24 protein-coding genes are annotated in these 23,906 nt (G+C 47.7%); 5 read left to right on the forward strand and 19 right to left on the reverse strand.

What is annotated here, in order from left to right:
- Positions 1–281: 281 nt before the first annotated feature.
- From FYJ45_RS00385 to FYJ45_RS00395, 3 genes are all read left to right on the forward strand, one after another.
- Positions 282–1,790, forward strand: a complete 1,509-nt coding sequence (locus FYJ45_RS00385; protein WP_154462954.1) for a UxaA family hydrolase — start codon at positions 282–284, stop codon at positions 1,788–1,790.
- A 13-nt stretch (positions 1,791–1,803) separates the two neighbouring features.
- Positions 1,804–3,312: a tagaturonate reductase gene (locus FYJ45_RS00390; protein WP_154462955.1), complete on the forward strand. Its 1,509-nt coding sequence runs from the start codon at positions 1,804–1,806 to the stop codon at positions 3,310–3,312.
- Between the two features lie 313 nt (positions 3,313–3,625).
- On the forward strand, positions 3,626–5,239 hold the full coding sequence (locus tag FYJ45_RS00395) for an AAA family ATPase (RefSeq protein WP_276890847.1): 1,614 nt from the start codon (positions 3,626–3,628) through the stop codon (positions 5,237–5,239).
- A gap of 72 nt (positions 5,240–5,311) precedes the next feature.
- Here FYJ45_RS00395 and FYJ45_RS00400 read toward each other — a convergent pair whose 3' ends face one another.
- The 8 genes from FYJ45_RS00400 to FYJ45_RS29350 all read right to left on the reverse strand — a co-directional run bounded on the left by FYJ45_RS00400 (position 5,312) and on the right by FYJ45_RS29350 (position 12,316).
- Positions 5,312–5,851 carry a rubrerythrin family protein gene (locus FYJ45_RS00400; RefSeq protein WP_154462957.1) on the reverse strand — a complete coding sequence of 180 codons (540 nt, stop codon included), beginning with the start codon at positions 5,849–5,851 and terminating at the stop codon, positions 5,312–5,314.
- Between the two features lie 35 nt (positions 5,852–5,886).
- Positions 5,887–7,443 (reverse strand): permease prefix domain 1-containing protein, encoded by a 1,557-nt coding sequence (locus FYJ45_RS00405; protein ID WP_154462958.1) that lies wholly within the window; start codon positions 7,441–7,443, stop codon positions 5,887–5,889.
- Positions 7,436–7,768 carry a PadR family transcriptional regulator gene (locus FYJ45_RS00410; protein ID WP_154462959.1) on the reverse strand — a complete coding sequence of 111 codons (333 nt, stop codon included), beginning with the start codon at positions 7,766–7,768 and terminating at the stop codon, positions 7,436–7,438. Before FYJ45_RS00410 ends, FYJ45_RS00405 begins: the two co-directional genes overlap by 8 nt.
- Before the next feature lie 91 nt (positions 7,769–7,859).
- Complete coding sequence (locus tag FYJ45_RS00415) at positions 7,860–9,191, reverse strand: glycoside hydrolase family 28 protein (RefSeq protein ID WP_154462960.1); 1,332 nt, start codon at positions 9,189–9,191, stop codon at positions 7,860–7,862.
- Positions 9,192–9,383: 192 nt separating this feature from the next.
- Positions 9,384–10,742: an MATE family efflux transporter gene (locus FYJ45_RS00420; RefSeq protein ID WP_154462961.1), complete on the reverse strand. Its 1,359-nt coding sequence runs from the start codon at positions 10,740–10,742 to the stop codon at positions 9,384–9,386.
- Positions 10,743–10,893: 151 nt separating this feature from the next.
- Positions 10,894–11,535: an RpiB/LacA/LacB family sugar-phosphate isomerase gene (locus FYJ45_RS00425; protein ID WP_154462962.1), complete on the reverse strand. Its 642-nt coding sequence runs from the start codon at positions 11,533–11,535 to the stop codon at positions 10,894–10,896.
- 207 nt (positions 11,536–11,742) lie between these two features.
- Positions 11,743–12,198 (reverse strand): SufBD protein, encoded by a 456-nt coding sequence (locus FYJ45_RS00430; RefSeq protein WP_154462963.1) that lies wholly within the window; start codon positions 12,196–12,198, stop codon positions 11,743–11,745.
- Positions 12,146–12,316 carry a hypothetical protein gene (locus FYJ45_RS29350; RefSeq protein ID WP_195841586.1) on the reverse strand — a complete coding sequence of 57 codons (171 nt, stop codon included), beginning with the start codon at positions 12,314–12,316 and terminating at the stop codon, positions 12,146–12,148. Before FYJ45_RS29350 ends, FYJ45_RS00430 begins: the two co-directional genes overlap by 53 nt.
- 336 nt (positions 12,317–12,652) lie before the next feature.
- Here FYJ45_RS29350 and FYJ45_RS00435 point away from each other — a divergent pair, with 336 nt between their 5' ends.
- Complete coding sequence (locus FYJ45_RS00435) at positions 12,653–14,005, forward strand: MATE family efflux transporter (protein ID WP_154462964.1); 1,353 nt, start codon at positions 12,653–12,655, stop codon at positions 14,003–14,005.
- A 198-nt stretch (positions 14,006–14,203) separates the two neighbouring features.
- Here the strand turns inward: FYJ45_RS00435 and FYJ45_RS30170 are convergent, their stop codons facing one another.
- The 5 genes from FYJ45_RS30170 to FYJ45_RS00460 all read right to left on the reverse strand — a co-directional run bounded on the left by FYJ45_RS30170 (position 14,204) and on the right by FYJ45_RS00460 (position 17,372).
- Positions 14,204–14,413 (reverse strand): NUDIX hydrolase, encoded by a 210-nt coding sequence (locus FYJ45_RS30170; RefSeq protein ID WP_025489638.1) that lies wholly within the window; start codon positions 14,411–14,413, stop codon positions 14,204–14,206.
- A 3-nt stretch (positions 14,414–14,416) separates the two neighbouring features.
- On the reverse strand, positions 14,417–14,758 hold the full coding sequence (locus FYJ45_RS00445; RefSeq protein WP_035321678.1) for an arsenate reductase family protein: 342 nt from the start codon (positions 14,756–14,758) through the stop codon (positions 14,417–14,419).
- Positions 14,759–14,795: 37 nt separating this feature from the next.
- A complete protein-coding gene (locus FYJ45_RS00450) occupies positions 14,796–15,419 on the reverse strand; it encodes an MBL fold metallo-hydrolase (RefSeq protein WP_154462965.1) in 624 nt (207 codons plus the stop codon).
- Between the two features lie 95 nt (positions 15,420–15,514).
- Positions 15,515–16,387, reverse strand: coding sequence for a TPM domain-containing protein (locus tag FYJ45_RS00455; protein WP_154462966.1), 873 nt, complete (start codon positions 16,385–16,387; stop codon positions 15,515–15,517).
- A 1-nt stretch (position 16,388) separates the two neighbouring features.
- Positions 16,389–17,372: a hypothetical protein gene (locus FYJ45_RS00460; RefSeq protein WP_154462967.1), complete on the reverse strand. Its 984-nt coding sequence runs from the start codon at positions 17,370–17,372 to the stop codon at positions 16,389–16,391.
- A gap of 171 nt (positions 17,373–17,543) precedes the next feature.
- On the opposite strand from FYJ45_RS00460, the gene FYJ45_RS00465 reads away from it, so the two are divergent.
- Positions 17,544–17,795, forward strand: a complete 252-nt coding sequence (locus FYJ45_RS00465) for a hypothetical protein (protein ID WP_025489633.1) — start codon at positions 17,544–17,546, stop codon at positions 17,793–17,795.
- Positions 17,796–17,858: 63 nt separating this feature from the next.
- Here the strand turns inward: FYJ45_RS00465 and FYJ45_RS00470 are convergent, their stop codons facing one another.
- The 6 genes from FYJ45_RS00470 to FYJ45_RS00495 all read right to left on the reverse strand — a co-directional run bounded on the left by FYJ45_RS00470 (position 17,859) and on the right by FYJ45_RS00495 (position 23,820).
- A complete protein-coding gene (locus FYJ45_RS00470) occupies positions 17,859–18,614 on the reverse strand; it encodes a hypothetical protein (RefSeq protein ID WP_154462968.1) in 756 nt (251 codons plus the stop codon).
- A gap of 164 nt (positions 18,615–18,778) precedes the next feature.
- Positions 18,779–19,402: a GH25 family lysozyme gene (locus tag FYJ45_RS00475; RefSeq protein ID WP_154462969.1), complete on the reverse strand. Its 624-nt coding sequence runs from the start codon at positions 19,400–19,402 to the stop codon at positions 18,779–18,781.
- A gap of 88 nt (positions 19,403–19,490) precedes the next feature.
- On the reverse strand, positions 19,491–20,363 hold the full coding sequence (locus tag FYJ45_RS00480; protein WP_154462970.1) for a DUF6179 domain-containing protein: 873 nt from the start codon (positions 20,361–20,363) through the stop codon (positions 19,491–19,493).
- A 60-nt stretch (positions 20,364–20,423) separates the two neighbouring features.
- On the reverse strand, positions 20,424–20,963 hold the full coding sequence (locus tag FYJ45_RS00485) for a DUF6323 family protein (protein WP_102289061.1): 540 nt from the start codon (positions 20,961–20,963) through the stop codon (positions 20,424–20,426).
- Positions 20,964–21,152: 189 nt separating this feature from the next.
- Complete coding sequence (locus FYJ45_RS00490) at positions 21,153–22,214, reverse strand: GGDEF domain-containing phosphodiesterase (RefSeq protein ID WP_154462971.1); 1,062 nt, start codon at positions 22,212–22,214, stop codon at positions 21,153–21,155.
- A gap of 130 nt (positions 22,215–22,344) precedes the next feature.
- Positions 22,345–23,820, reverse strand: coding sequence for a D-alanyl-D-alanine carboxypeptidase family protein (locus tag FYJ45_RS00495; RefSeq protein ID WP_154462972.1), 1,476 nt, complete (start codon positions 23,818–23,820; stop codon positions 22,345–22,347).
- Positions 23,821–23,906: the final 86 nt, after the last annotated feature.

The raw sequence follows: 23,906 nt of genomic DNA on the forward strand, positions 1-23,906 counted from the left end.
GTTGGCTTCCGCCCATTTAAAAACGCTGCACAACTGACTGCCTGCCCGCTGCTGCTTGTTCACGCAGACGGCGCAGCAGTTGGCATCCTGCCGGACAGCTGTAAAATCAATTTCTTTTCACTGTTTTTTCCATGAATTATTTCTAATAAATAACGCAGAATGTATAAAGTTTTGGTGGGGAATGGCTTTTTTGTGAAAAACGGGTTGACTGGCTGTAAAAAGAGGTGTACTTTAAATGTAAGCTCTTACAAATTGTTAATTCAGGAGGAGTACATATCAGTATGCAGACATTTATCCGCATTCATCCCAAGGACAGTGTGGCCGTGGCGCTGCAGCCGCTTTCGAACGGAACCGTCATCAGGCTGGATGACCTGCAGTTCACCCTGAAGGAGGACATCCCCCAGGGGCATAAATTTGCGCTTCTTCCCATATCGGCGGGCGAAGCGGTCATTAAGTACGGCGCCCCCATTGGAACTGCCATTACGGGAATCGCACAAGGAAGCTGGGTGCACACCCACAACCTGAAAACCGGATTGGGCGATGTCCTTACCTATACTTATCAGCCCGGGGCAGATTCCAATATGGGAAACGGACAGGACAAATGCATTCATGATTCCGAATACGAAGTTTTTTATGGATACCGCCGCGAAGACGGCCGTGCCGGTGTGCGTAATGAAATCTGGATTATTCCCACCGTAGGCTGCGTCAACAATGTGGCCACCGCCATTGCAGATCGGGCGCAGGGCTTCTTACAGGATAATCTGGATGCCATTGCCGCTTTCCCCCATCCCTACGGCTGCTCACAGATGGGCGGGGATCAGGAAAACACCCGCCGCATCCTGGCAGATCTGGTGAACCATCCCAACGCGGGAGGAGTTCTCGTTTTAGGCCTCGGCTGTGAAAACAGCAATATAGAAGAGCTGAAAAAATACATAGGCCCTTACAATGAAAACCGGGTTAAATTCCTGGTTGCCCAGGAATGCGAGGATGAAATTGCCGAAGGCCTTGCACTGATTAAGCAGCTTGCCGCTTATGCGGGAAAAGCCAGACGGGAGCCGATTCCTCTAAGCGAGCTGGTCATCGGCATGAAATGCGGAGGGTCGGACGGTCTTTCCGGCATCACCGCCAATCCTGCGGTAGGCGCTTTTTCCGATTTGCTGATATCCCTGGGAGGCACCACTATTCTCACCGAGGTTCCCGAAATGTTCGGTGCGGAAACGCTGCTCATGAACCGTTGTGAAAACGAACAGCTTTTTGCGCAGACCGTGGATCTCATTAATGATTTTAAGAATTATTTTAAAAACCACAACCAGACCATATATGAGAACCCCTCTCCCGGCAACAAAAAAGGCGGCATCTCCACACTTGAGGACAAATCCCTGGGCTGTACCCAGAAATCCGGTTCCGCTCCGGTACGCGGCGTTCTTGGCTACGGCGAAACGGTACAAACGAAAGGCCTGAACCTTCTAAGCGCACCGGGGAATGATCTGGTAGCCTCCACCGCCCTTGCGGCCTCCGGCGCTCAGATCGTACTCTTTACCACAGGCAGGGGCACTCCCTTTGCTTCCCCTGTACCTACGGTGAAAATCTCCAGCAATTCCCAGCTTGGGGAAAAGAAAAAGAACTGGATCGATTTTGACTGCGGTACTCTCGTAAACGGCGGTTCCATTACGGAGCTGGGAGAAAAGCTGTTTCAGTACGTCATCCGTGTAGCGAATGGAGAACAGGTAAAATCAGAAGCCGCCGGCTTCCACGATATGGCTATTTTCAAACAAGGCGTTACTTTATAGGAGGAAAAATAATATGGACAAATTATCTTATCAGACATTGCAGGAGGCCGGTTATGACGGTTATCTTCTGAAGGAAGCGCCCGAACGCGTGATTCAGTTCGGTGAAGGCAATTTTATGAGAGCCTTCGTGGATTATTTTATTGATAATATGAATGAAAAGGCAGACTTCAATTCCAAGGTGGTTCTGGTACAGCCCATCGCCCCCATTCCCGGCGCTTTTGATCTGAAAAACGCCCTCAATGAGCAGGACGGCCTTTACACCCTGTATCTGCGCGGTTGTGAAAACGGGGAAAAGGTGAATAAAAAAAGGATTATTTCCTGCGTAAGCCGCTGCCTGAATTCCTACACTGATTTCGATGCAGTCATGGACTGTGCTAAAAATCCGGAGCTGCGTTTTATTTCCTGCAACACTACGGAAGCGGGAATCACTTACGATCCCGCCTGCCGTTTTGAAGACCGCCCCGCATCAAGCTATCCCGGGAAGCTGACCCAGTTTCTGTACCAAAGATTCCTTACCTTTGGCAATGAACCGGGAAAAGGCTTTATTATTCTTGCCTGCGAGCTGATCGATGACAACGGAAAAGAGCTGGAAAAATGCGTCCTGAAATACGCTTCACAGTGGAACCTGGGTGAGGATTTCATCCATTGGCTCCAGAGTGAAAATGTATTCTGCTCCACACTGGTAGACCGTATTGTCACCGGCTTCCCCCGTGCCGAAGCCTCCGCACTGAATGAGGAAAACGGTTATGAAGACAATGCCATGGATACCGGAGAGGTATTCGGCTTTTGGGTAATCGAAGGACCTCAGTCCATCAAGGATGAGCTTCCCATTGAAAAGGCAGGCCTCCCCATCCTTGTAACCGACGATCATAAACCCTACAAACAGCGTAAGGTACGCATCCTGAACGGCGCGCATACTTCCATGGTTCTCGGCGCTTATCTGTCAGGACAGGATATTGTCCGCGACTGCATGGAGGATACAGTGATTCAGGGTTTTATGAACCAGGCCATCTATCAGGAGATTATTCCCACGCTCACACTGCCAAAAGAGGAACTGGAGGACTTCGCCGCATCTGTAACGGAACGTTTCAAAAATCCTTACATTGACCACGCCCTCCTTTCCATTTCCCTGAACTCAACCTCCAAATGGAAAGCGAGAGTCCTGCCTTCCCTGAAGGGATATATTGAGAAAACAGGAACGCTTCCTGCCTGCCTTACCGCATCCCTGGCTTTCTATATTGCCTTCTACAATGGAAAAGAACTGACGGAAAGCGGTCTTACCGCCACCCGCCCTGAGGGAAGCAAATATCAGATCAGCGACGACAGAACCATACTGGAATTCTACGACGCCCATAAAAATGACAGTCCCGAAGAGCTTGTCCATGCGGTGTGCACGCAGACCGGCTTCTGGGGAATGGATCTGACCACGCTGCCCGGCCTCGAGGAAGCTGTCTGCGAGGATTTAAGGACAATCCGGGAAAAGGGCGCGTATGCGCTGATGCAGGATTGCCTGAATAAATAATTCACTATAGTACAGGTTAAATTCATTTAGCTGTGCAGAAACGCTGAGCACTCTTCCGTTTCTGCACAGTTTTTTGCTATCACAAGCCAGTACAAATACCTCTGCAGTTCAGGCAAAAATTTTTCATAGCAGTACATTTTTACCTTCCTTTCTGCTATAATAAAATATGTTAGTTTTTGTCCGTTGCCCTCGTGGATTAAAATCAATATAAAGGATCTTACAGTTAAGCCATATTTGTCGAGGCTTATACAGTCATGGGAATAAATACCGGGAACTGAACAAAACTTACTTATTAAAAATTTGGAGGAAAAACGTGGGAATTTATCTGAATAGCAGCACTGCATATACATTATATAAAAATGAAACTAAAAAACCCTATTTTGTTGATAAGACACTGATACTGGAACAATTATTCCCATTGGTTGATGAAGGAACAAATTACATTTGTATCACACGTCCACGGCGTTTTGGGAAAACGGTTATGGCTAATATGATTGCCTCTTTTTTTTCAAAAGCTCAAGATGCAGCAGATATATTTGATTGTCTGAAAATAAGTCAGGATGCGGATTACCAAATATACCGAAATAAATACAATGTAATTCATATTTCCTTTAATGATATTTCCAGGCAGTGTACGTCTTATGAACAATATATCGCCCGGATTGAGGAACGACTAATTAAGGATCTTCAAAAAGAGTTTCCTGATGCCAAACTGGCACAGGAGCAGTCTGCTGTAGATGCACTTACTGATATCTATACAGATGATTGTTCCATACGTTTTATTTTTGTATTGGATGAATGGGATTTTATTTTCCATCAGCCTTTTATCACAGAAAAAGAAAAAATGGCATATTTGTCATTCTTAAGAAGTCTGTTAAAGGATCGTCCTTATGTATTGCTTGTATATATGACAGGAATACTTCCTATTGCAAAATATTCAAGCGGTTCTGAACTAAATATGTTTACAGAATTTACTATGGTAAAATCTCCGGCATTTAGTGACTATTTCGGTTTTACTCAGGCTGAAGTGGATGATTTGTATTTGCGATATCAGAATACTTGCAATGATATGCGTGTTACACGCACAGGGCTGCAGCAATGGTACAATGGTTATCACACGGCATCCGGAGAGCAGGTTTATAATCCACGTTCTGTCGTACAGGCGCTTAGATTTAATGAACTTTCAAATTACTGGACCAGTTCAGGGCCATATGATGAAATTTATTTTTATATTGAAAATAATATAAGGGCTGTACGTGATGATCTTACCTTAATGGTTTCGGGTATGGCAGTTCCGGCAAAAATCTCAGAATATACTGCGACTTCAACTGACTTGAAAACCAAAGAAGAAATATTTTCAGCTATGGTGGTCTACGGATTCCTGAGTTACCAAAACGGAACTGTATCCATTCCCAATAAAGAACTGATGGATAAATTTTCAGATATGCTAAAGCAGGAACCATCTTTAGGTTATGTTTACCGTTTGGCAAATGAATCAGATCGTATGCTTCAGGCGACAATTGCCGGTGATACAGAAACTATGGAAAAAATACTGGATTTAGCACATGATACGGAGACTCCCTTACTAACCTACCACCATGAAACAGAGCTGACGGCTATTGTAAACCTTGTATATTTATCTGCACGTGATAATTATCGGATTGAACGGGAAGAAAAGGCTGGTATTGGATATGTCGATTTTATCTTTTATCCAGAAACGGACAAAAATGCTGATTGTATCATTTTGGAGCTTAAGGTTGATAATACACCTGATGCTGCAATCCAACAGATAAAAGATAAAAAGTATGCAATGCGTTTTCAGGGCAAAATTGGTGAATTGTCTAAATATTCCGGCAGAATTCTGGCTGTAGGTATCTCCTATAACAGAACAAATAAGAAGCACAAATGTAAGGTTGAGGTTTTATAAGTATATTCATTTCAAACTGAGAAGCGGCATAGGTTAACTCAGCCTATACCGCTTCTTAGTTTACTCCAATTTTCAATAATTCTCACAGTTCAATTCAAAATACCCTTGAGGATACCCGCAGGCCGGGCATCTTTCCGGCGCGCATTTTCCACAAATCACATATCCGCAGTTCAGACAGATCCAGACCTCCTTGTCCTGTTTGCAGAAAATGGATCCCTCCCTGAAATTTTCGGCAAGCTGGGTAAAACGGAAATCATGATGTCTCTCCACCTCTCCTATCCTGCGGAAAACCTCGGCAATATCATGGAATCCCTCCTGATCCGCCGTACCTGCGAAGTCCCGGTACATCTGTTTCCATTCATATTGCTCACCATCCCCGGCATCCTGCAGCATTTCCTCAAGCATGGGGAAGGTATCTTCATTGAGCATACGCAGCCAGATTTCCGCATGCGCCTGTTCATTTCCGGCTGCTTCGTCAAAGATATCCCCTATCTGTTGATAACCGTCCTTTCTGGAGATCTCTGCATAAAGCCGGTACTTTGTGCTTGCCATCCGTTCTCCGTCATATGCCTGCTGCAAATTTTTATATGTTTCGCTTTTCTTAAAATCCATTCTGTCGTCAGCCCTTTTCTTTTATCATATGAGCGTCAGTCTGCAGCCGTTACCTTTTTTCTGAGAGGGCGGAAAATCTTCAGCTCCTCTTCTTCTGATATTGCGTGATCGTAGCTGTATGAGGATGCGATCAGTCCGGCAAGCATCATGTTCATAACAATACTCACATTACCTTCCGAAATAAAAGGAAATGCGGTAAACCATCCAAACTGAAATCCGAAATTTCCTGCAGTATACAGAACTGTCTGACCTGCCAGGCAGATAAAGCAGGCAGTTGATATGGCCTTACCCATTGGATTATGGATTCTTAAAATAAGCTTCAGCATCAGCGCATACACTGCTGCCACACACAATAGTAAAAAGATTCCCGGTCCCCAGCCATATTGCAGAATCCAGTAAGCAATACGGTAATTGTTATGATAATGCTGCGGCAGTATATCAGTCAATTCCTTTGAAGCGTATTTCCAATGTTCTTCGCGGTAAGTTCTATTAGGTATTTCTGTGTCCTCGTTGCCATCAAAATACCAATCAGCCATATAATAATCCTTTAAAGTTTCCTTCGGCAGCGTAAGCCCTCCAAAAAGCTTTGCCTGGGGCAGCAGATTTCTTATCAGGATACTGTTATAGGAGTCATCCCAGGCGTTTTTCGCATGAAGCTCCGGTTGAAAGCACTGCAGTGAAAAATCCCTCAGCATTTCTTTGTTTTCCATTCCCCATAAACCGGCGATCAGTATGCCGGGGATAATTATTGCCGGTATTGCTTTTTGGAGAGAAATGCGGAAATATTTTTTTATACCCATAAAAACCATGGAAATCAGGAATGCCGCAAAAGCAACCAAACGGTATGAAAAGTTAACCGTCCCCGTCGATCTTGAATAAGAAAGGAATTGTATCCCGAAAAGGCACATAATAGCTATAATCCCTGCCGTTTTACAGCTTCTTAATTTATAAGCCAGCACCATCATTATCGGTACCGTCAATATAATCACCGGCAGAGAAAGCATGTATGTAGCCATAAATCCAATACGCCCCAGCCACCTTTCCAGCGCGCTGTAATTAAGCTCTGATATCACAGTCATCAGGGACAGGAGCAAAATTGCCGCCGCCAGAACTCTGTTGCTGTAACGCACAATCCATGGATAGCCTTTCCAAAGTACCGCCGCAAACACCAAAAGACCCAGAGGGAAATAAATACTGTTCCCGGCTACCCAGAAAAGCTTCTCCTCAAATGAGAAATCACCGCTTCCATATTCCGCAATGTTTCCAGCAATTCCTAATAAAACCGCCATCACTACCGAAAGAATAAATACCCACGGCAGCTTTACACGGTGTGTATCATTCATCATGACTCCCAGTGCCGCAGCATCCCCCATGTCTCTGACAGCACAGGACATGGCCTCCTCTTCCGCCAGTCCTTCCGATTTATATTCCTCGGTCTTATCCTCCAGATGGCCATACAACTCCTTGCTAATCCGTCTGGCGGCCGGCTTATACTGAATCTGCGCTTCCACATCCTCCAGAAACAGTTCCATAGCATTGCGTTCTGTTGTGTCTGTGCCTGTATTTCTGCCTTTTTCCTCATTTTTACGCATGGCTCACACCTCCCAGCACAAGGTTAACCGCCTTTTCATAGGTTTTCCACTCTTCCTTTTTTCCCGAGAGCGTTTTTCTTCCGTCGGGGGTAATGCGGTAATAGCGCCTGATCCTTCCGGTTGGAGCCGGCTGTTCGAAGCTTTCGATATCACCCTGCAGCTCCAGCGTATGCAGAAGCGGGTACAGTGTCCCCTCCTTCAAGGAAAAGACGCTTTCGCTTCGTTCCTCCAGTTCTTTTATCATCTGATATCCATACATATCCTCTTTTTCCAGAAGCTTCAGCAGCAGCATGGAGGTTCCCACAGCCATCATTTTTTTGTCCATCCGCCTGTCCTCCTTGTAAAGCACCATTTTTTGTAAAATAATACCTAGATTATCTATGCTACGCCATCCTCTTCCACAACATTCGCGGGATTCACATACGCCGGTTCCTCCTGGCTGACAACGGAAAAAGCGGAATGGCCGTCAATGTTGACGACGCGATCTTTTCTGTAAGAAGGAGTATACCTTTTTGCCGGATAACAGGTATATTCCTCCCTGGCGGGAAGCACCCAGTTCCGGTTATCCAGACGCACATTTCCTTCCCCTGCTTCAATCGTTTCCTCCCGGCTGTTTCCCGTCCCGGAAAACGGCCTCTTTCTCCTGCCCGGATAAAAATAGGGGAACTGCTTATATTTTCCATCTCACAGTCCGTAAAAAGAATATCCGTCAGGTCAGAGCCGTCCACCGCTTCCAGTGCGAAGCCGCGGGACCGCTCAAAGCGGACCCTTCTCACCGTCACCTGTTCATAGCCGCAGGTGGATTCCGTACCCAGCTTCACCCTTCCCGTGGGGCCGCCTCTGTCGGCAGCCACCAGCTTTTCCCTGGTGTATACGCCGGCGGCGACGCTCCCCGCATCGTAGCCGCTCACACGGCAGTCCTCAATAAGGACATTTTTCAGCGGCATGAATTTTCCTGCGCCGTAGGACGCTTTCATGACCAGCGCATCATCGGTAAGGGAATTAAAGGTGCTGTTTCTGATGGTCACATTTTGGCAGCAGTCCACATCCAGCGCGTCTCTGGTCGTGTCTACCAGGACATCCTCCACCAACATATTTTCCACACCCTGCGCAATGATGGCAAAATGGCCGCCTATGACAAGCTTGAAGCCCTTCAGCACCACATTTTTACAGCGAAGCAGGGAAATCGCTTTATTGCCGAACCATTCCCCGTCACTGCCGACTCCCGGTTCATTGCGCATCTTTGGCATTTTGGGATCGCCGCCCAGCAGCACATAGCTGCGGAAGCCGTCCTCCAAACAGCCGCCGTCAATCAGGCCCTCTCCATAAATCATTACGTCTGAAATATCCGCCCCGTAAATCATGCTGTTGGCATAATAAGTATGTCCGTGATCCTGTATCCCGGCGTACAGGTTTACCTCCGGCTTATCATAATGCCCGCCTTCCCCTTCCTGCTTCTCATAGGAATGCCGGATATCGGTTTTGGCCGCCCGTAATACGCATCCCTTTTCCAGGCACAGGTTCACCCCACTGCGAAGCCTTATCGTATATACCTTATAATCGCCTGCGGGCACGCTGACCGTGCCGCCGCCATTTTGGGCCGCCTGCGCAAAGGCCTGGTTGACCGCCTCCGTATTCTTTACCGGATCGCCGCCCGAAACGGCCCCGTAAGCCGTGATATCATATTTTTGTGCTTTTTCCAAATCTGCCGCCAGCAATGAGGCGCCTGTCGCCGTTTTTACCGCCATCTTTTTCTCCTTTTTTATCCTCTTAACAGCTGTTTCGTTTTCAACATTTACTTTGTAACAGTTCAGCCTTCGGCCGAACTATTACTGCATCCGCCCATTATAAGTCGCCTTCAGCGAGGGGCGGATGCCTGCTGCCGCCACGTTTTCTCACGTTTTGCGCAGTGAATGCGCAAACCTGTCCGGACTGTTACATTACTTTTTCTGTTTAACCGTCCTGTCCCGAAAAAAGAACAGGCAGGGCACTTCAAAAAGCAGCATTGCCGTCCAGCCTACGGCACAGGCGATTGTCACGCCGTAAATACCGAGAACAGGGGCGGTCAGATAGGTAACCGCCACACGAAGGCTTGTCTGGATGAAGGTGCCTGCCAGCGTAATTCCCATTTTTCCCCTTCCCCGGAAAAAGCCCTGCAGTCCATTAGTAAAGGCGGGAAGCAGATAAAAGAAAGCCATAGTCCCCAAATACCGGCTCCCCGCCTCCACAACGCCTGTGCTGCCCTCTCCTGTCACAAAGGCCTTCATGACGGGTACTCTCCCCAGATAAACCAACAGGAAAATAAATATCCAATACAGAAATTCCAGCAGCAGGCCTGTCCTTAGCCCCGCGCCCACACGTTCCCGTTTACGCTCCTCATCCTGCCTGGAACCCAGGTTCTGTGCAGTAAAGGTGGTGATTCCATGCGAGATGCTCTGCTCCGGCGTAAATGCGAAATCATCCACCCGGTTCACCGCCTGGAATGCGGCAATCACGTCCACGCCAAGGGGATTGACAGCTCCCTGAATCAGCAGCTTTCCCACCGGCTGACAGGCCTGCTGCAGCGCCGTAACGCTGCCATAACGGAGCGTGGTCTTCAGAAGCCGTCTGTCAATGCGGAATGTCTTTTTGTCAGGGCTGAGCATAGGGACGGCTTTTCTGATATGATACCAGGTCAGGGCGGCTGACACGTCTTCCGCGACCACAGTAGTCACCGCCGAGCATACGATTCCAAATCCCAGCAGGCCGATAAACAACAAATCCAAAACTGCATTAAGCAAAGAGGCAAAAATCAGGAACCTGACGGGTGTCCTGGAATCCCCTACGCTTTTCAGCGCCGCCGCCAGCGCATTGTAAAAATAGGTGAAGGGGGAACCAAGTATAATGATTTTCAAATAAATACATGCACGATCCAGCACACCCTCCGGCACCTGAAGCAATACAAGCAGCGGTCTGGCCAGAAACAACCCGCACACCGCCACCCCAATGGTAAAATACAGGCCAAACAGCAGCGTGGTGGACAGTTCTTTTTTCAGTTCTTCCAGGCTGCCTGCCCCGAAAAAACCGCTCATCAGCACGCCGGCTCCCATACAGATCCCGGAAATCCCCAGAATAATAATATTCATCACCGGCCCTGCCGTTCCCAGCGCGGCCAGCGCCTCCTTCCCGATAAACCGGCCCGCAATCATGGAATCCACCGCGTTGTAGGCAAGCTGAAAAAGATTCCCCAGAATCAGGGGAATGGAATAGCGGACCAGATGTCCCATAATACTGCCTTTTGTCATATCAGAAGCTGCCATGCCACTTCTCCCTTAATCTAAATAACTGGTCCATCCGCCGGGAATGAACCAGTTAATATGTTTCATGCTTCAAAGCTGTGCGGCACCCTGCAGCTGTGTCCTGCAGCAGCATCCGCCTCCGTCCTGGAAAACGCCTGAAATTACTTTCCGCTTATGCTTCCAGCAGTTCCTTTACGCATGCTGCTATTTTCTCACATTTGCAGTTTGCGAAGAAGTATTCGCTGAATCTGTCTCCTGCAATAGCGCCTTTAACCAGCTCCCTGTCCAGATTTTTCAAGATAGTGCACAGGTCGTTATGTGTAACCTTCTTAACTTCATCCAGGATCTTCTTATTGCGCTGTTCCGGAACAACTCTTTCCTTGGGATAGCCCTGTCCGCTCTCACCTTCAAACAGTTTTTCGAAAATATACTGAAGATTCAGCTCCGCGCCCCAGCCGAAGCCCTTTGCAAAGGGAAGCGCAATGGCATTGCCGTCATTGATCTGGGCAAACATATAAGCATCGGAAGGATCCACGATATGTCCGCACAACACGCCGGGGAATGCATTGCAGGCCAGCATGGCGCCTTCTCCTGTACCGCAGCCCGTAACCACATAATCAGCTGCTCCTGAATTCAGCAGAATCGCTGCAAGAATACCATTCTGCACATAGGTAAGCTGATGCTCGTCCTCTGCGCTGTACATTCCATAATTAAATACCTCGTGTCCTTTGGGTTCAACGACTTTTTTCAGGACCGCTTCCACCTGCGCATTCTTTGCCGCCTGGCTGTTTTCATTAATCAGTGCAATTTTCATAAAATTTTACCTCCTTGTATATTACCGGCCTTTACTGTACTTGACTGTAAATACGTGGGCCGGCTGAACAGTTGTATTTAAGTATAACTTATTTTATTTACCAGCGCTTGTGTTTTCTTTTCCTTAATCATGCATATTCTGCTCTTCCATTTTGGTACTGCACGCCTCCCAGAAAATAGTATCGAAGTTTTCCTGCAGTTTTCTCTTTCATTCCTGTATTTGAGCCAGCACATTTTCGATATCATTTTCCACCAGCGGCCGCATGCTTTCTTTATAGCAGGAAAGATCCGCTACATGAAGCGCATCCGCCATCCTCTTTTTTAGTTCAGGCTTATGCTTCGCAATTGTTGGAAGCAGCTTTATGCACTGTCTTGCGGTAATCGGTTTTTCATCCGTAATATGCTGCAGATAGCTGTCAAAAAAGCGGTCAATGATGCCTTTTTCGTCCCATATGGCATTTTCAGCAATCAGAACAAGCCCTCTGGTACGTACAAAAGAATTTTTATTTTCCAGCATAACAAAAAACTCATTTAAATGGGTGTAAACCATACAGTCCTCATGGCTGGCATCCTGTAGTTCTTTCAATGCGGCGTATCCTGTATTGGAGTCCTTAGAATAAAGAAGCAGTATCTGTTCCCGGATATATTCCTCTGTTATTTTCATTATACTTTTCCCCCTTTCCCTCTGCTATGACAGTATCAAGGATACCTGAGTTTGCTTTCAGCGTTTCTAAAGTGCATAAGCATATTTCCTGAGTAATTTTTATAAGTTTCTTTTCCATTATCTCATACATCTCCTGAATGAGATCCGGAATTCCATCGGGAAACTGTATCAGACAACCTGCATGATATCCATGCCAGGCATACGCGATTGGCTGAATTTTAAATTCTGAAAAGAAACATAACACGATGGCCTTACAGCTTATTACGGAATCCTGATCGATTATCCCCTCGTTGATACGTTACTCTTCCTTTTTTTACCGGCTGTGATATAATAAAAAATTGGCGGTTGTTTTGCCGCCGGTTTTAGATACCTTTTGAAATATACTAAATATGGGCGGAACTATGCGTACAGACAGGGGCGAATGTGCATATAGTACACGCAGACAGGAGCATCAATGAATAAAACAGCACAGCAAACCACACTGATGACAGAAGGATCTATCTGGAAAAAAATTATAGCATTTGCCATTCCTCTTTTTCTGGGCAATTTGTTCCAGCAGCTGTATAATACGGCAGACTCCCTCATTGTGGGAAATTTCCTGGGGAGCGAGGCTCTGGCCGCTGTCAGTTCCTCGGGAAGCCTGATTTTCCTTATGGTTGGTTTTTTCAACGGAATCGCCATCGGCGCAGGCGTTGTTATCGGCAGATATTATGGAGCGCGTGAAATAGAAAAGGTGCAGAAGGCCATACATACTACGATAGCCTTTGGCCTTGCTGCCGGGGTACTGCTTACGCTCATCGGTGTATGTCTCACTCCGCAGCTGCTTATCTGGATGGGTACGCCGTCGGATGTTCTGCCCAATTCCATTACTTACTTCCGTATTTATTTCTGCGGCTCCCTTGCCTTTGTCCTGTATAATATTTTTGTAGGTATTCTTCAGTCGGTGGGGGACAGCAGACATCCCCTGGTTTACCTGATTGTTTCCTCTGTTGTCAATATTTTACTGGACCTGCTGTTCGTAGGCGTATTTCGTTTCGGTGTCGGCAGCGCGGCTCTGGCAACCATCATTTCCCAGTTTGTCAGCGCGATTCTGTGTATCATCCGCCTTTCCAGGAGCCCTGAAGATTACAGGGTACATATCCGCAAAATCCGCTTTGACCTCTTCTTCCTGAAGCAGATTATTCAGAACGGCCTGCCCTCCGGCTTTCAGAACTCCATCATTTCCATTGCCAATGTTGTGGTGCAGGCCAATATCAACAGCTTCGGCAAAATGGCCATGGCAGGCTGCGGCGCCTATTCCAAAATAGAAGGATTCGGCTTCCTTCCCATCACCTGCTTTGCCATGTCCATGACTACGTTTATCAGTCAGAACCTGGGCGCCAAAAAATATGACAGGGCAAAAAAGGGCGCGCGTTTCGGTATCCTTTGCTCCATCACTATGGCCGAGCTGGTGGGCGTCCTGATTTATGCCTTTGCCCCTGTGCTCATAGCTGCATTTAACAACGATCCCGAAGTAATCGCCTATGGAACCACACAGGCGCGTACGGTTACGCTCTTCTATTTCCTGCTGGCATTTTCACACTGCGTCGCCGGAATTCTGCGCGGTGCAGGAAAGGCAACGATTCCCATGCTTGTTATGATGTGCTGCTGGTGTATCATCAGAATTACCTACATCAGCATCGTCGTAAGAATCATTCCGGTAATCAATGTTATTTTCTGGGCCTATCCTCTGACCTGGACCCTGAGTTCCATCATTTTCCTGATTTATTTCGTGAAGGCCGACTGGATCCATGGCTTCGATGACTGATTAAAGTGATATACGCCAAAATTTGAACCATGCTGCCGCTATCCGCTAATCTGTTTCATAAGAAAGTTCCATTAACTACAAAATTGAATTAAGGCGCAGCGAAGCCGGAAGACGGTTTCACTACACCTTTTTTAATAACTGTATTTCAACTATAGAATTTAACATTATCCCACAGCTTCCATATATCGTAAAACCCTGTTAATCCTGAAAATCAAAAAATGTATCCAGCCCTGTCTCTTCTCTCATTTCCCTGATAATTCCCTTTTCAATCGTTTCTCCCGGTTCGAGCTGACCGCCGGGCAGATACCATTGCCGTCCATCCGGCATGTGCTGCCGGATAATCAGGAGTCTGCCCTCTTCTACCAGGATACCAGTGAGCCGCACAAGATAAGGCGCCTTTTTTTCCACTCTTTATTCCCACCCTTTCCAAATATCCGGGCAGTAACCAATCGTCGCCTTTTTCCCGTTGCGTACAATCGGGGTTCTAATGACCTGCTGGTTTTCCAGAAGCTTTTCCGCTCTGTCCTCTTCCGATATATAACGAATCAGCGCCAGCGCATCCTTATCCCTGCATTTATCATCCAGCAGCTTATCCAGGCCGCCCACTGCCTGACAGACCGTGTTCAGCTCTCCCTTGCTCATTCCTTTTTCCTTCATATCAATATACTGATATTTAATGCCGCGTTCCTTGAAATAACGTTCTGCTTTTTTCGTATCAAAGCATTTCGTCTTCCCGAAAATCTGTATGTTCAACGATATAATTCTCCTTTTCATAGGAATCTGCTTCTGTTCACATATATCCCCACTGCTTCAGCACAGCCGTATGCGGCGGCGTGGCGCTGTCCAGTGTAAGGGTATCCGTTTCATATCTCACTACATGGCCGCAGCAGGATAAAAACTCCTCACAGGTCCTGAGCACCGGAAAACCGCTTTTCGCCGTCCGATAATGCATGGGGATCACCACACGAGGGCCTATTTTCTTCACAACCGCGCAGACATCGGAGGGTTCCGCCGTATAATAGCCCCCCGCAGGAGCCATGACAAGATCCGCCCCTTTCAATAGATCCATCTGCCACTCCAAAGGGGCGCACCCCATATCCCCCAGATGAACCACCTTCATTTTCTCCACATGGAAAATATGAATCCGGTTCCTGCCGCGCAGGCTCCCGTTCCTGTCGTCATGCCAGCTGTCAATGGTTTCAATCCTGAAGGGACAGGGAAGAAAGCTCTCTTCCATAATCACACTGCCCTCACCATGATGATCACTGTGTTCATGGCTGAACACACACAGATTTGCCGTGGTATCCAGATTTTTCAGCCCCGGCACGGAACCATTTTCATAAGGGTCCACCACCAGCGCATATCCGCCGGAACTGATTTTAAAACATGAATGCCCCAAATACTGAATTCTCATACTTCCTCCTACTCGTATTGCGGAGCAAAATGTAAATCCTCTGACGAACAGAGGAATTTTCCTCCTTGGTTTGCGAAGCAAAATACAGGTTTCTGTTATCTGCTGTGCCCGCCGCCTCCATGGGATACTCCTCCGCTGGAAACATGGCCGCCTCCTTCGCCAGAGCCTCCGGAACCGCCGGTATTTCTCTCTATATGACGTCTTGTCACCGTCTTATGAAGGAACAGGTCACTTTGATTACGCATCTGTGGATGCCCGCCCGATACATAGGTCGCCACCCCGGTCGTTTTCTGCCCCTTGTTTCTTCCCAGGTTGACACCCACATAAACGGCAGTGCAGGCCGCAGCCACAAAAATCAGGGCAGCAACGGGAATATGCACTTTCCCGGTCATATCATAATAAAAAAGGTCCACATATTTTTTATAGGCTTTATAGGGATTGCTGTCCACATCCTCCAGCGCCTTATCCAGCAGTTCATCAATCATTGTGCTGCTGAAACGGTCCTGCGCCTTACCGCAGGTGCTCAGCCAGGAATATACCTTGCCGTCGCTTTCCCTGTACCAGTTGTCCAGAAGCAGCACGCCGTCGCCCTGGGGCTTATTGTAGCCGAACAAATGCTCATCGTAAAAATTATCGGCATACACCATTACATACTGATAAGGATACAGGTATCCCAGCTGTTCCTCATAGCCCTTCGCATATTCCTCCAGCGACTCATTCAGCGTCACCAGTACAATATCGCAGCCTGTCTGCGCCTCTCTTTTGGCAATCAGCCTGCGCAGGCTGTCCTCTTCTTCATCCGTCAGCTTATCCGCATAATCGAAGACCCGTTCCTGCGTCACCGCCTCCGTATTGCCCCTCTCTGCCGGCTGTTTCCCGGCCCCGGTAAGCTTCAGCGCCGCAAAAATCACAGTGAGGACAAGTATGATTATAAAATACACCCTGAAATATTTCAGATACCCTTTCATCCTACAGTCCCTCCAGTATTCCCTTCAAAAGCAGCAAAATCAGTGACATGCAGGCGAAAAAAGTACCGCCGTAGGCAAAAATTCTCCTGACCGACAAAGGTGCTTTTCCCACAACCTTGCCCGTCTGTCCGTTGACAAAGCAGTCATAATTTTTCCCTTCAAAGCTGTACCGGTACCACCATACCGGAAGCAGCGCATAGCTGGACTGTATACTGTTCAAACTGATATTTTCCTGCTGCGGAATCAGCGTTGTATAGCCGTTCAGGGTGTTGTGCAGCATCACCGAAGCATCCCTGCCCGCCTTATCCCTGGCTCGCTTTTCCAGCGTCTCTGCGTCCTGGTTGTAAATCTCCCCCAGAAAGCCAGACATATATTCCGGCCTGAAATTTTCCAGCGCCTCATAGCCGTAAGGCTCCATCAGATCCATCACATTATCTTCCATAGCCAGGGAAGCATCCACCGGCAGCTTTTCAAAATCCACATCCATATCCCTGCTCACCTGGAAATACGAGGTTTCTGTAAATTCCGTATCTCCGCTGACCCACACGCGTACTCTGGTTCCTGTCCCCGCATAATGACAGTATGCCTTCATGTCGTACAGCCAGAAAGGGACATAATTTCCCTCCATCTTTTCCACTGTAGCCTGTGCAAGAAAGGTTACCGGCGCAAATATCCGTCTGGAAAACTCATTCTCCAAACGCTTTACCGCCGTATTTTTCCCTATTTTAAAAGGCAGGATCAGGCGGGGCTCATATACGCCCTCCACCCGTTCGTCAAAAATCGTATAGTGGCCGCAGTACTCACACTTCACTGCGCTGCGGTAATCCCCCGCCTCTATCGGCGCGCCGCAGTTGGCGCAGGTTTCCATTCCTCCGCCCGGCAGCTTATCCTGTGTGTCCGTCCCGTCGCAGTAAGGACAATGCATTTCCTTCCTGTCCGGATCATAAACCACATTTCCGCCGCAGTTCCTGCACTTATAAATCATCGTTCTTCTCCTTATTCCCATAAATGCCTGATTATCATTGCCGCACATTTATTTTACCATTTTCCGCACTGTCTGTCTCCTGTTTTTTCACTCGCCAAAAAGCGGGAAAAATGATACAATAGACGTGCCTGAGAACCAGGCTCTATTTATCAGGGAAAGGAAGTATTTGAAATGAACCAGTTTAATCCTATGAAATTATTGCAGATAAAGGCCTCCTGGGAGCAGTTCAAGGCCAGGCACCCCAAGTTTCCCTCCTTCTTAAACGCCGTTTCCAAAGGAGCCGTAATGGAAGGGACGCTGCTGGAAATGACCGTTACCACAGCGGAGGGAAAGACCTTCAGCTCCAATCTGAAGCTGACTGCGGAGGATATGAAGCTAATCAATGATATGCAGGAAATGTTCACGGCCCAACAGGGAAATTAAAGGGAGAAGCTTTACAGCTGCCGGCCCTTTTTCCCATGTATCTGTCCGCTTAAATTAATCCGCTTAAGGCAGATTTACCAGCTCGTTCACGATTTCCTGTACCAGAAGCTGCTTGAACTGTACGGCAAAATCCGATATTTCCCGCTGAATAATTCCTGCCTGTTCCTTGATTGATTCCAAAACCTGCTGCGCCTCCGGTATCGACTGCTGCTGATACAAAAGGATAGCCTGTTCCTTGGAAGCGCTCAGGGTAATCATCTGATCATACATTGCGGCTGCAAACTGGCAGGCAATCACTTCTTCCGTACTACCGTTTGCGGCAGCCTGCTGCATTTTCACAAGCGAATCCTGCTTTTGCAGCAGCAGCTCCTGTTTCAGTGCGGCCAGGCTTGCCAGCTGCTGGTTTTCCAATATAATCTGCTGCTGGGGATCCATTGTATCCAGTGCATTTATCACAGCCAGATGCGCCGCCACCTCCTGCTGGATTTCAGCCGCTCCCTTGCTGGCGATCAGTTCCCCGTTATCATCCAGAACCTGAATGGCGCTGGCAGTTGCTTTCAGCCTTGCCAACGAAGCATCCATGACATTATACCTGACAAAATAGGGATCTCCCGCGCTTTCTTTCATGAACTCCAGCACCTTGCCGCTGGCGTCTTCCATAAATACCAGGCTGTCCCTGCCTTCAGAATTCACTACATAAACATCCCCGTATTCATCCGAATGAATAAGCTCCGCCGCATCCGCCTTAAGAGGCAGCAAAAAACAAACCGCAGCGACAGCTGCGGCCGCCGCCAGCTTCATAAAACCTTTCCTTCTCATAAAAAACCTTCCTTTCCTTTATTTTCCCGTAACTGCACCGCATCGTCACAGTTGCACGGCCTCTTACCTCTATCATACACGATAAGCGGGAAAACACAAGAGCCAGTCAGCCATTTCTTTCCCTCCGTTTCAGGGCATTTACAGCTTCCCAATCCCTATTCCGTTTACCCAAAAGGCAGATAACAAATGTCAAAATCCACCAGACTGTCTATCCCGTCTATTCTGCCTTTGCTGGTATACTGCCACGCAAACAACGGCTGCTTTATTTCCGGCCGGTATTTATCCGAAGGCGGGTTTTCATCAAATACAAAGCTTCTGCTCACGGGATAACGGGCAACCCACATGGGACAGTCAAAAGCCCCGGCATCAAAAAAGCCTCCATCGTAGAAAAACTGCCCTGTATAAATGCCGAATTCATACCCTGCGCCTGTGATGGTATTTTCCGCCGTTTTTATCAGCCCTGTCAGCACATCCCTTCCCAGAGGCTCCAGGGACTTATCCTCAACATCCCACCATATCCTGCAGGAGCGTTTTCCCCGGGACCGGAGGAGCCGGATTACCTGTTCCGCCTCCTCCAGCGCCTCCGTAGGCAGGACGGCATAAGTATAACGGTAAACAGAATAAGGAATACCATTTGCATAACAGCCTTTGGCATTTGCCCAAAACTGACTGTCCGGTTTTCCGTCCCATTTTATAGAACGAAGCACTGCAAATCTGCAGCCTGCTTTTTTTACCTTTTTCCAGTCAATGGTTCCCTGGCGCTCCGACACATCAATGCCTTTATACATTTTCTATCCTTTTTCCAATAAACTCTTACGCCTATTTTATGAAAAAAGGCCTGGGCACATGTCTTTGTCTTTCTGGATTTTTATCCCTTTATTCCCTGCTTCCCGCCTGAAGCAGATATCTGGCGCAAAAAGCTTTCCCCATCTGTCCAAAGTAATTTCTGAATTCAGGGTCCGGCACCGCATTTTCCATTGCTCCCACCAGCATTTCGATCAGTGCTGCCGTTTTGCGGGCAGCCTGTTCACGCGTATCTCCGTCAAAATATATCCCAAGGAGTTCCTTCTCATCCCCGGATGTTTCCAGCTTCCACACCGGGCTGTCCGTAATCACACATTTTACCGCCTGGAACAGCACTGCTTCGCATATATTGTCCAGATACAGTTCCCGGTAATCCGGCTGAACACCTGCCAACACCCTGCATACCGCCTGTCTGTCAAACTGCTCCAGGAACCTCTTTTCCATACAAAGATGGGACAGATAACTGTAAATCCGATCCGCGCCGCACTGTGCCTCCCCGCGTACCATATCCGGATAATCCAGAGTCAGGATATGATCCTGCGGGCAGAAGCGGATATCATATTTCAGGAAAAAGGCGGGAAGCCCTTCCAGAACGGTTTTCCGGTAATTCAGACAGCCATAATCTTCAAAATCCGTAATCAGGCCATCGTAAAGCCCCCTGGCCATTTTTACCTTTTCCGTCACATATTCATATCCCTTATCATAGGCCTGCCGCGCACTGAGGCTGTTTACGGCCGGCAGCACGCCGGCCGTATTCCATGTAAAGCATTCCCGGATGCAGTAAAGCACGGCTTCCATAAGCATTTCCGCCTTTTCATAGGGCACGGAGCTGCTTTCCCCGGATGTATATTTATTTGTCAGATAAATCACCACCGGAAGTATCTCTTCCAATCCGTAACCATACATACTGCCCTCATTTTCCCTTGATTCCCTGTCCTCTGCCATTTTCGTATCCTTCTCCTCCTTATTCCTTCCTTGGAAAAACCCCTGTACTGGTCCTGACAATTACCAGAAAAGCTCCTTTATTACATCCATAAAGAGTTCTCCGTCCCACCTTTGCTCCTCGCTGAGCTTTTCATATTCTCCTTTTCCGCCGCTTTTCACATAGCCCCTGTCACCGGAACGAATGGCGGAAGCAAACCTTGGAAGGCAGGTGCTTTCCAGATATTCCGTGTCTCCCATGCAGATCTCTTCAAACTGTTCCTTCATAAATGTCAGAAGCTCGTCATCCGTCAGCAAATCCATCGCTTCATTCTTAAAGGAATAAAAAATATCCTGCAGCTCCTCCATGACCTCCCGGTAATTCTCCTGATTAATGTATTGGGAATCACAGAAGGTAAAAATCAGCTTATCCAGAATCCCTTCTCCGAACTCCACCCGGCGGTATTTTTTCAGGCTCGCATTCCTGCACAAAACCAGTTCATGCGCGTCCTCCTCCGTCAGGGACAAACCAAAGCTTTCCGTTTTTTCATTACATTGCATAAGAACGGAAAGCTCCTTTTTCTCCTTCTGTGACTGCAGCACCTCCAATAAACTTTCGTTCACCGCTGTCTCCTCCTTTTAAATCCCTGTTTCCTATTGTTTCTGCTGGAAATGCCTATTATACGTTCTGGCCGATTCTATTACAAGCCTTGATATTTTCTCAATTTTGTGGTATAATAGTATACGTAAAAGAGAGGAAAGTTGCGGACAGCGCTTCCCTCTCTTTTATGTTTTTATATTTAATTCCGTTGTTTACAGCCACTGCTTTTCGAACATTTCCGCATTGATGGGATAACCGAAATAAAAGCCCTGAATCAGCTCCAACCCCGAATTCTTCACCACATCGTACTCTTCCTTCGTCTCCACTCCCTCCAGGCATACCTTCTTCCCCATATCATGGCACAGCTCCATAATTGCCCGGACAAAGGTGGCATTAAAGAGTTCAGAAGTAATTCCCTTAACAAAGCCCCTGTCTATTTTTACAATATCCACCGGTATGTTTTTCAGTGAAAAAAGGGAGGAATAGCCGATCCCAAAATTATCCATGGCCAGGTTAATTCCCATTTTCTTCATTTTCTCCAGGATATCACGGGTTCCGGCATCCTCCTTGATGAGATAGGTTTCCGTCAGCTCCAGCGTCCCCATACGTCTCTGCCCGTCTTTAAGGAGTCCCTCCTTGGCACGCATGATATGGTAGCTCCGCTTCTGTATGTACATCTGCTGATCGGCCCGTCTGATAATATCCGACAAGGTATATCTGTCTCCCGGATATACCTCCATCAGGCCGTAGCTGAAGGTAGCTTCATAAAAAATGGAATATTTCTCCCGTTCATCGTGGAGCCGCCTGCTGATTTCCCGCATCAGTTTCTCAGCCGCCTGCTGGTTCTGATTATAGAATACCAGCACGAACTCGTCCCCGCTGAGACGGAAAATGATATCCTGTTCCCCAAGACAGCCCTTTGTCACGCAGGCCATTGAGGTAAGGAGATTATCCCCTTCCCCTTCCCCGTGACCGCACTGATCGTTGATTTTCTTCAGCCCATTCACGTCTATCAGCGCCACGGTGAGAGTTATATTTTCCCTTCTGGCATCCTCTATCATCCAGCACCGCTTTCCTTCCGGATGTATCTGTCCAAATTCCCGCTTCATCGCGTCGTTCATATAAACTATTACGTCTGTTTCCGCATCCTTTATAAAGATATTAGTGGTCAGCTGATTAAAGACGGAGGTAAAAAAGGCCTCGTCAAAATCATATGTTTTTCCGTTGCCATAAAAACTCCTCCTGCGCCATACGCCGTTTATACATATACTCATTGTAAGCTTTTATGACCGAATGTACAAGCATGATTTACGTTATTTAGCATTTTCTTTGTTACTGTTAAGCTATAGTCCCTCCGGAAGAAGTAATAATTTTTATTTTCAGCGGTATTCAGGCTCTGTCAGATTAATGCCGTCCGCTTCTGCGCCTTTTCCTGTTTTTTCTCCATCTGTATTTCCATATCTGTCTGCGGACTATAAGGAAGCCTGCGCCCGCTGCCGCCAGAGCGCCAAGGATACCCAATGGAATGTACCACCAGCGGAAGCCTTTGCCCTCTTTCTCTTTCTCCTGTTCCGGTTCGCTCTCCGTCTCATTCTGTACAGTTTCTGGCTCCGGCTTCACTATCATCGACTCAGGAAGCGCTATGACAGCCTGTCCCACGGTGCGGGTACCTAAAAGATATTCCAGTACCGCGCCGGTTACCTCCGGCCCTCTGTCCGCATTCAGTAAAAGCAGAGGCTTCAAATCCGAGAATTCTGCCTGGGAAGGGAGGACAACATAGCCGTCCTCCGATATCCGAAACGGTATTTTCTCCGTTTTCTCCGGGCTGTCCCCCTCCTTCACGGAAACCTCAATCTCTTCACCCTCCGTGCCGCTGGATCCGATATCCACCTTTTTAAAATTATCAAAACAGAAATCAAACAGAGTAGCGGTATCCACATATACCTGCCTGCCCTCCGTTTTCATGGTTACGCAGATCAACTCCATGTCATTGCGTGCCGCACAGGTGACAAGCGTGTTCTTTGCCACCACCGTATATCCGGTTTTTCCTGCAAACACACCGTCATAATGGTATTTGCCGCTACAGATCATCTTATGGTGGTTGGACATGGGAATCAGATCCGGCTGTTTATCGGTGGGCTGAATCTCATAATAAACCGTTTTGGATACCGTACGGAAAATCTCATGCTTCAGTGCTTCCCTGGTAATCAGAGCCATGTCGTAGGCGCTGGATACATGCCTTTCATCAGGCAGTCCGTGGGGATTGACAAAGTTGCTGTCCTCACAGCCCAGCTCCCTGGCCCTTTCATTCATCATTTCGGCGAACTTCTCTATTGTTCCGCCGATATGTATGGCCAGCGCATAGGCGGCATCGTTGGCAGATGCCAGCATCATGCCGTACAGACAGTCCTCCACGGACAGCACCTCGCCCTCGTCCAGCGCGATGTGTGAGCCCTTATCCTCCATATATACTGCTTCATGGGGAACCGTTACCTGTTCATCCAGTTCACAGTTTTCCATGGCCAGAAGGGCCGTCATAATTTTGGTAATGCTGGCAGGGTAATATTGGGCATGCATATTTTTACTGTACAGAATCGTTCCTGTGGAGACTTCCATAACAATGCCGGATTCCGCAACTATGGAAGGGCCGGAGGGCCATCCCGGTTCTTCGTCGGCCTGACCGGGGAGGCTGCCCGGTGTTTCCGATTCACCTGTCTGCGTCTCTGCGCTGCCTGCTTCGGCGGCTCCTTCCGTATTGTGAACCATTTCATCCTCAATGGTGCTGACTGTATTATCTGTCGCCAAAGCCGTCAGGGGAGAAGAAAAAAGACAAAAAGAGGCAAGCATAGCTGCCAAGACAGGTTTCCATTTATATTTCATCAGGGTAAGTACTCCTTGTAGTTTACTACTTAAAAGATTACCTCCCCGGGAATTTCAAGTCAAGAAGATAATTCTCAATATTCCAC

It is taken from the genome of Eisenbergiella porci (genome assembly GCF_009696275.1).
Lineage (GTDB): Bacteria > Bacillota > Clostridia > Lachnospirales > Lachnospiraceae > Eisenbergiella > Eisenbergiella porci.

Bases quoted from the DNA above. Each gene is read 5' to 3' on its own strand.
- FYJ45_RS29350 (WP_195841586.1), bottom strand. From the start codon at position 12,316: ATGGAAAAGAAACTTATAAAAATTACTCAGGAAATATGCTTATGCACT.
- FYJ45_RS00450 (WP_154462965.1), bottom strand. From the start codon at position 15,419: ATGAGAATTCAGTATTTGGGGCATTCATGTTTTAAAATCAGTTCCGGC.
- FYJ45_RS00470 (WP_154462968.1), bottom strand. From the start codon at position 18,614: ATGAGAAGGAAAGGTTTTATGAAGCTGGCGGCGGCCGCAGCTGTCGCT.
- FYJ45_RS00420 (WP_154462961.1), bottom strand. From the start codon at position 10,742: ATGGCAGCTTCTGATATGACAAAAGGCAGTATTATGGGACATCTGGTC.
- FYJ45_RS00465 (WP_025489633.1), top strand. From the start codon at position 17,544: ATGAACCAGTTTAATCCTATGAAATTATTGCAGATAAAGGCCTCCTGG.
- FYJ45_RS00410 (WP_154462959.1), bottom strand. From the start codon at position 7,768: ATGGACAAAAAAATGATGGCTGTGGGAACCTCCATGCTGCTGCTGAAG.
- FYJ45_RS00415 (WP_154462960.1), bottom strand. From the start codon at position 9,191: ATGGCGGTAAAAACGGCGACAGGCGCCTCATTGCTGGCGGCAGATTTG.
- FYJ45_RS00405 (WP_154462958.1), bottom strand. From the start codon at position 7,443: ATGCGTAAAAATGAGGAAAAAGGCAGAAATACAGGCACAGACACAACA.
- FYJ45_RS00490 (WP_154462971.1), bottom strand. From the start codon at position 22,214: ATGAGTATATGTATAAACGGCGTATGGCGCAGGAGGAGTTTTTATGGC.
- FYJ45_RS00435 (WP_154462964.1), top strand. From the start codon at position 12,653: ATGAATAAAACAGCACAGCAAACCACACTGATGACAGAAGGATCTATC.
- FYJ45_RS00385 (WP_154462954.1), top strand. From the start codon at position 282: ATGCAGACATTTATCCGCATTCATCCCAAGGACAGTGTGGCCGTGGCG.
- FYJ45_RS00430 (WP_154462963.1), bottom strand. From the start codon at position 12,198: ATGAAAATAACAGAGGAATATATCCGGGAACAGATACTGCTTCTTTAT.
- FYJ45_RS00425 (WP_154462962.1), bottom strand. From the start codon at position 11,535: ATGAAAATTGCACTGATTAATGAAAACAGCCAGGCGGCAAAGAATGCG.
- FYJ45_RS00460 (WP_154462967.1), bottom strand. From the start codon at position 17,372: ATGATTTATAAGTGCAGGAACTGCGGCGGAAATGTGGTTTATGATCCG.
- FYJ45_RS00475 (WP_154462969.1), bottom strand. From the start codon at position 19,402: ATGTATAAAGGCATTGATGTGTCGGAGCGCCAGGGAACCATTGACTGG.
- FYJ45_RS00455 (WP_154462966.1), bottom strand. From the start codon at position 16,387: ATGAAAGGGTATCTGAAATATTTCAGGGTGTATTTTATAATCATACTT.
- FYJ45_RS00400 (WP_154462957.1), bottom strand. From the start codon at position 5,851: ATGGATTTTAAGAAAAGCGAAACATATAAAAATTTGCAGCAGGCATAT.
- FYJ45_RS00390 (WP_154462955.1), top strand. From the start codon at position 1,804: ATGGACAAATTATCTTATCAGACATTGCAGGAGGCCGGTTATGACGGT.
- FYJ45_RS00480 (WP_154462970.1), bottom strand. From the start codon at position 20,363: ATGGCAGAGGACAGGGAATCAAGGGAAAATGAGGGCAGTATGTATGGT.
- FYJ45_RS00495 (WP_154462972.1), bottom strand. From the start codon at position 23,820: ATGAAATATAAATGGAAACCTGTCTTGGCAGCTATGCTTGCCTCTTTT.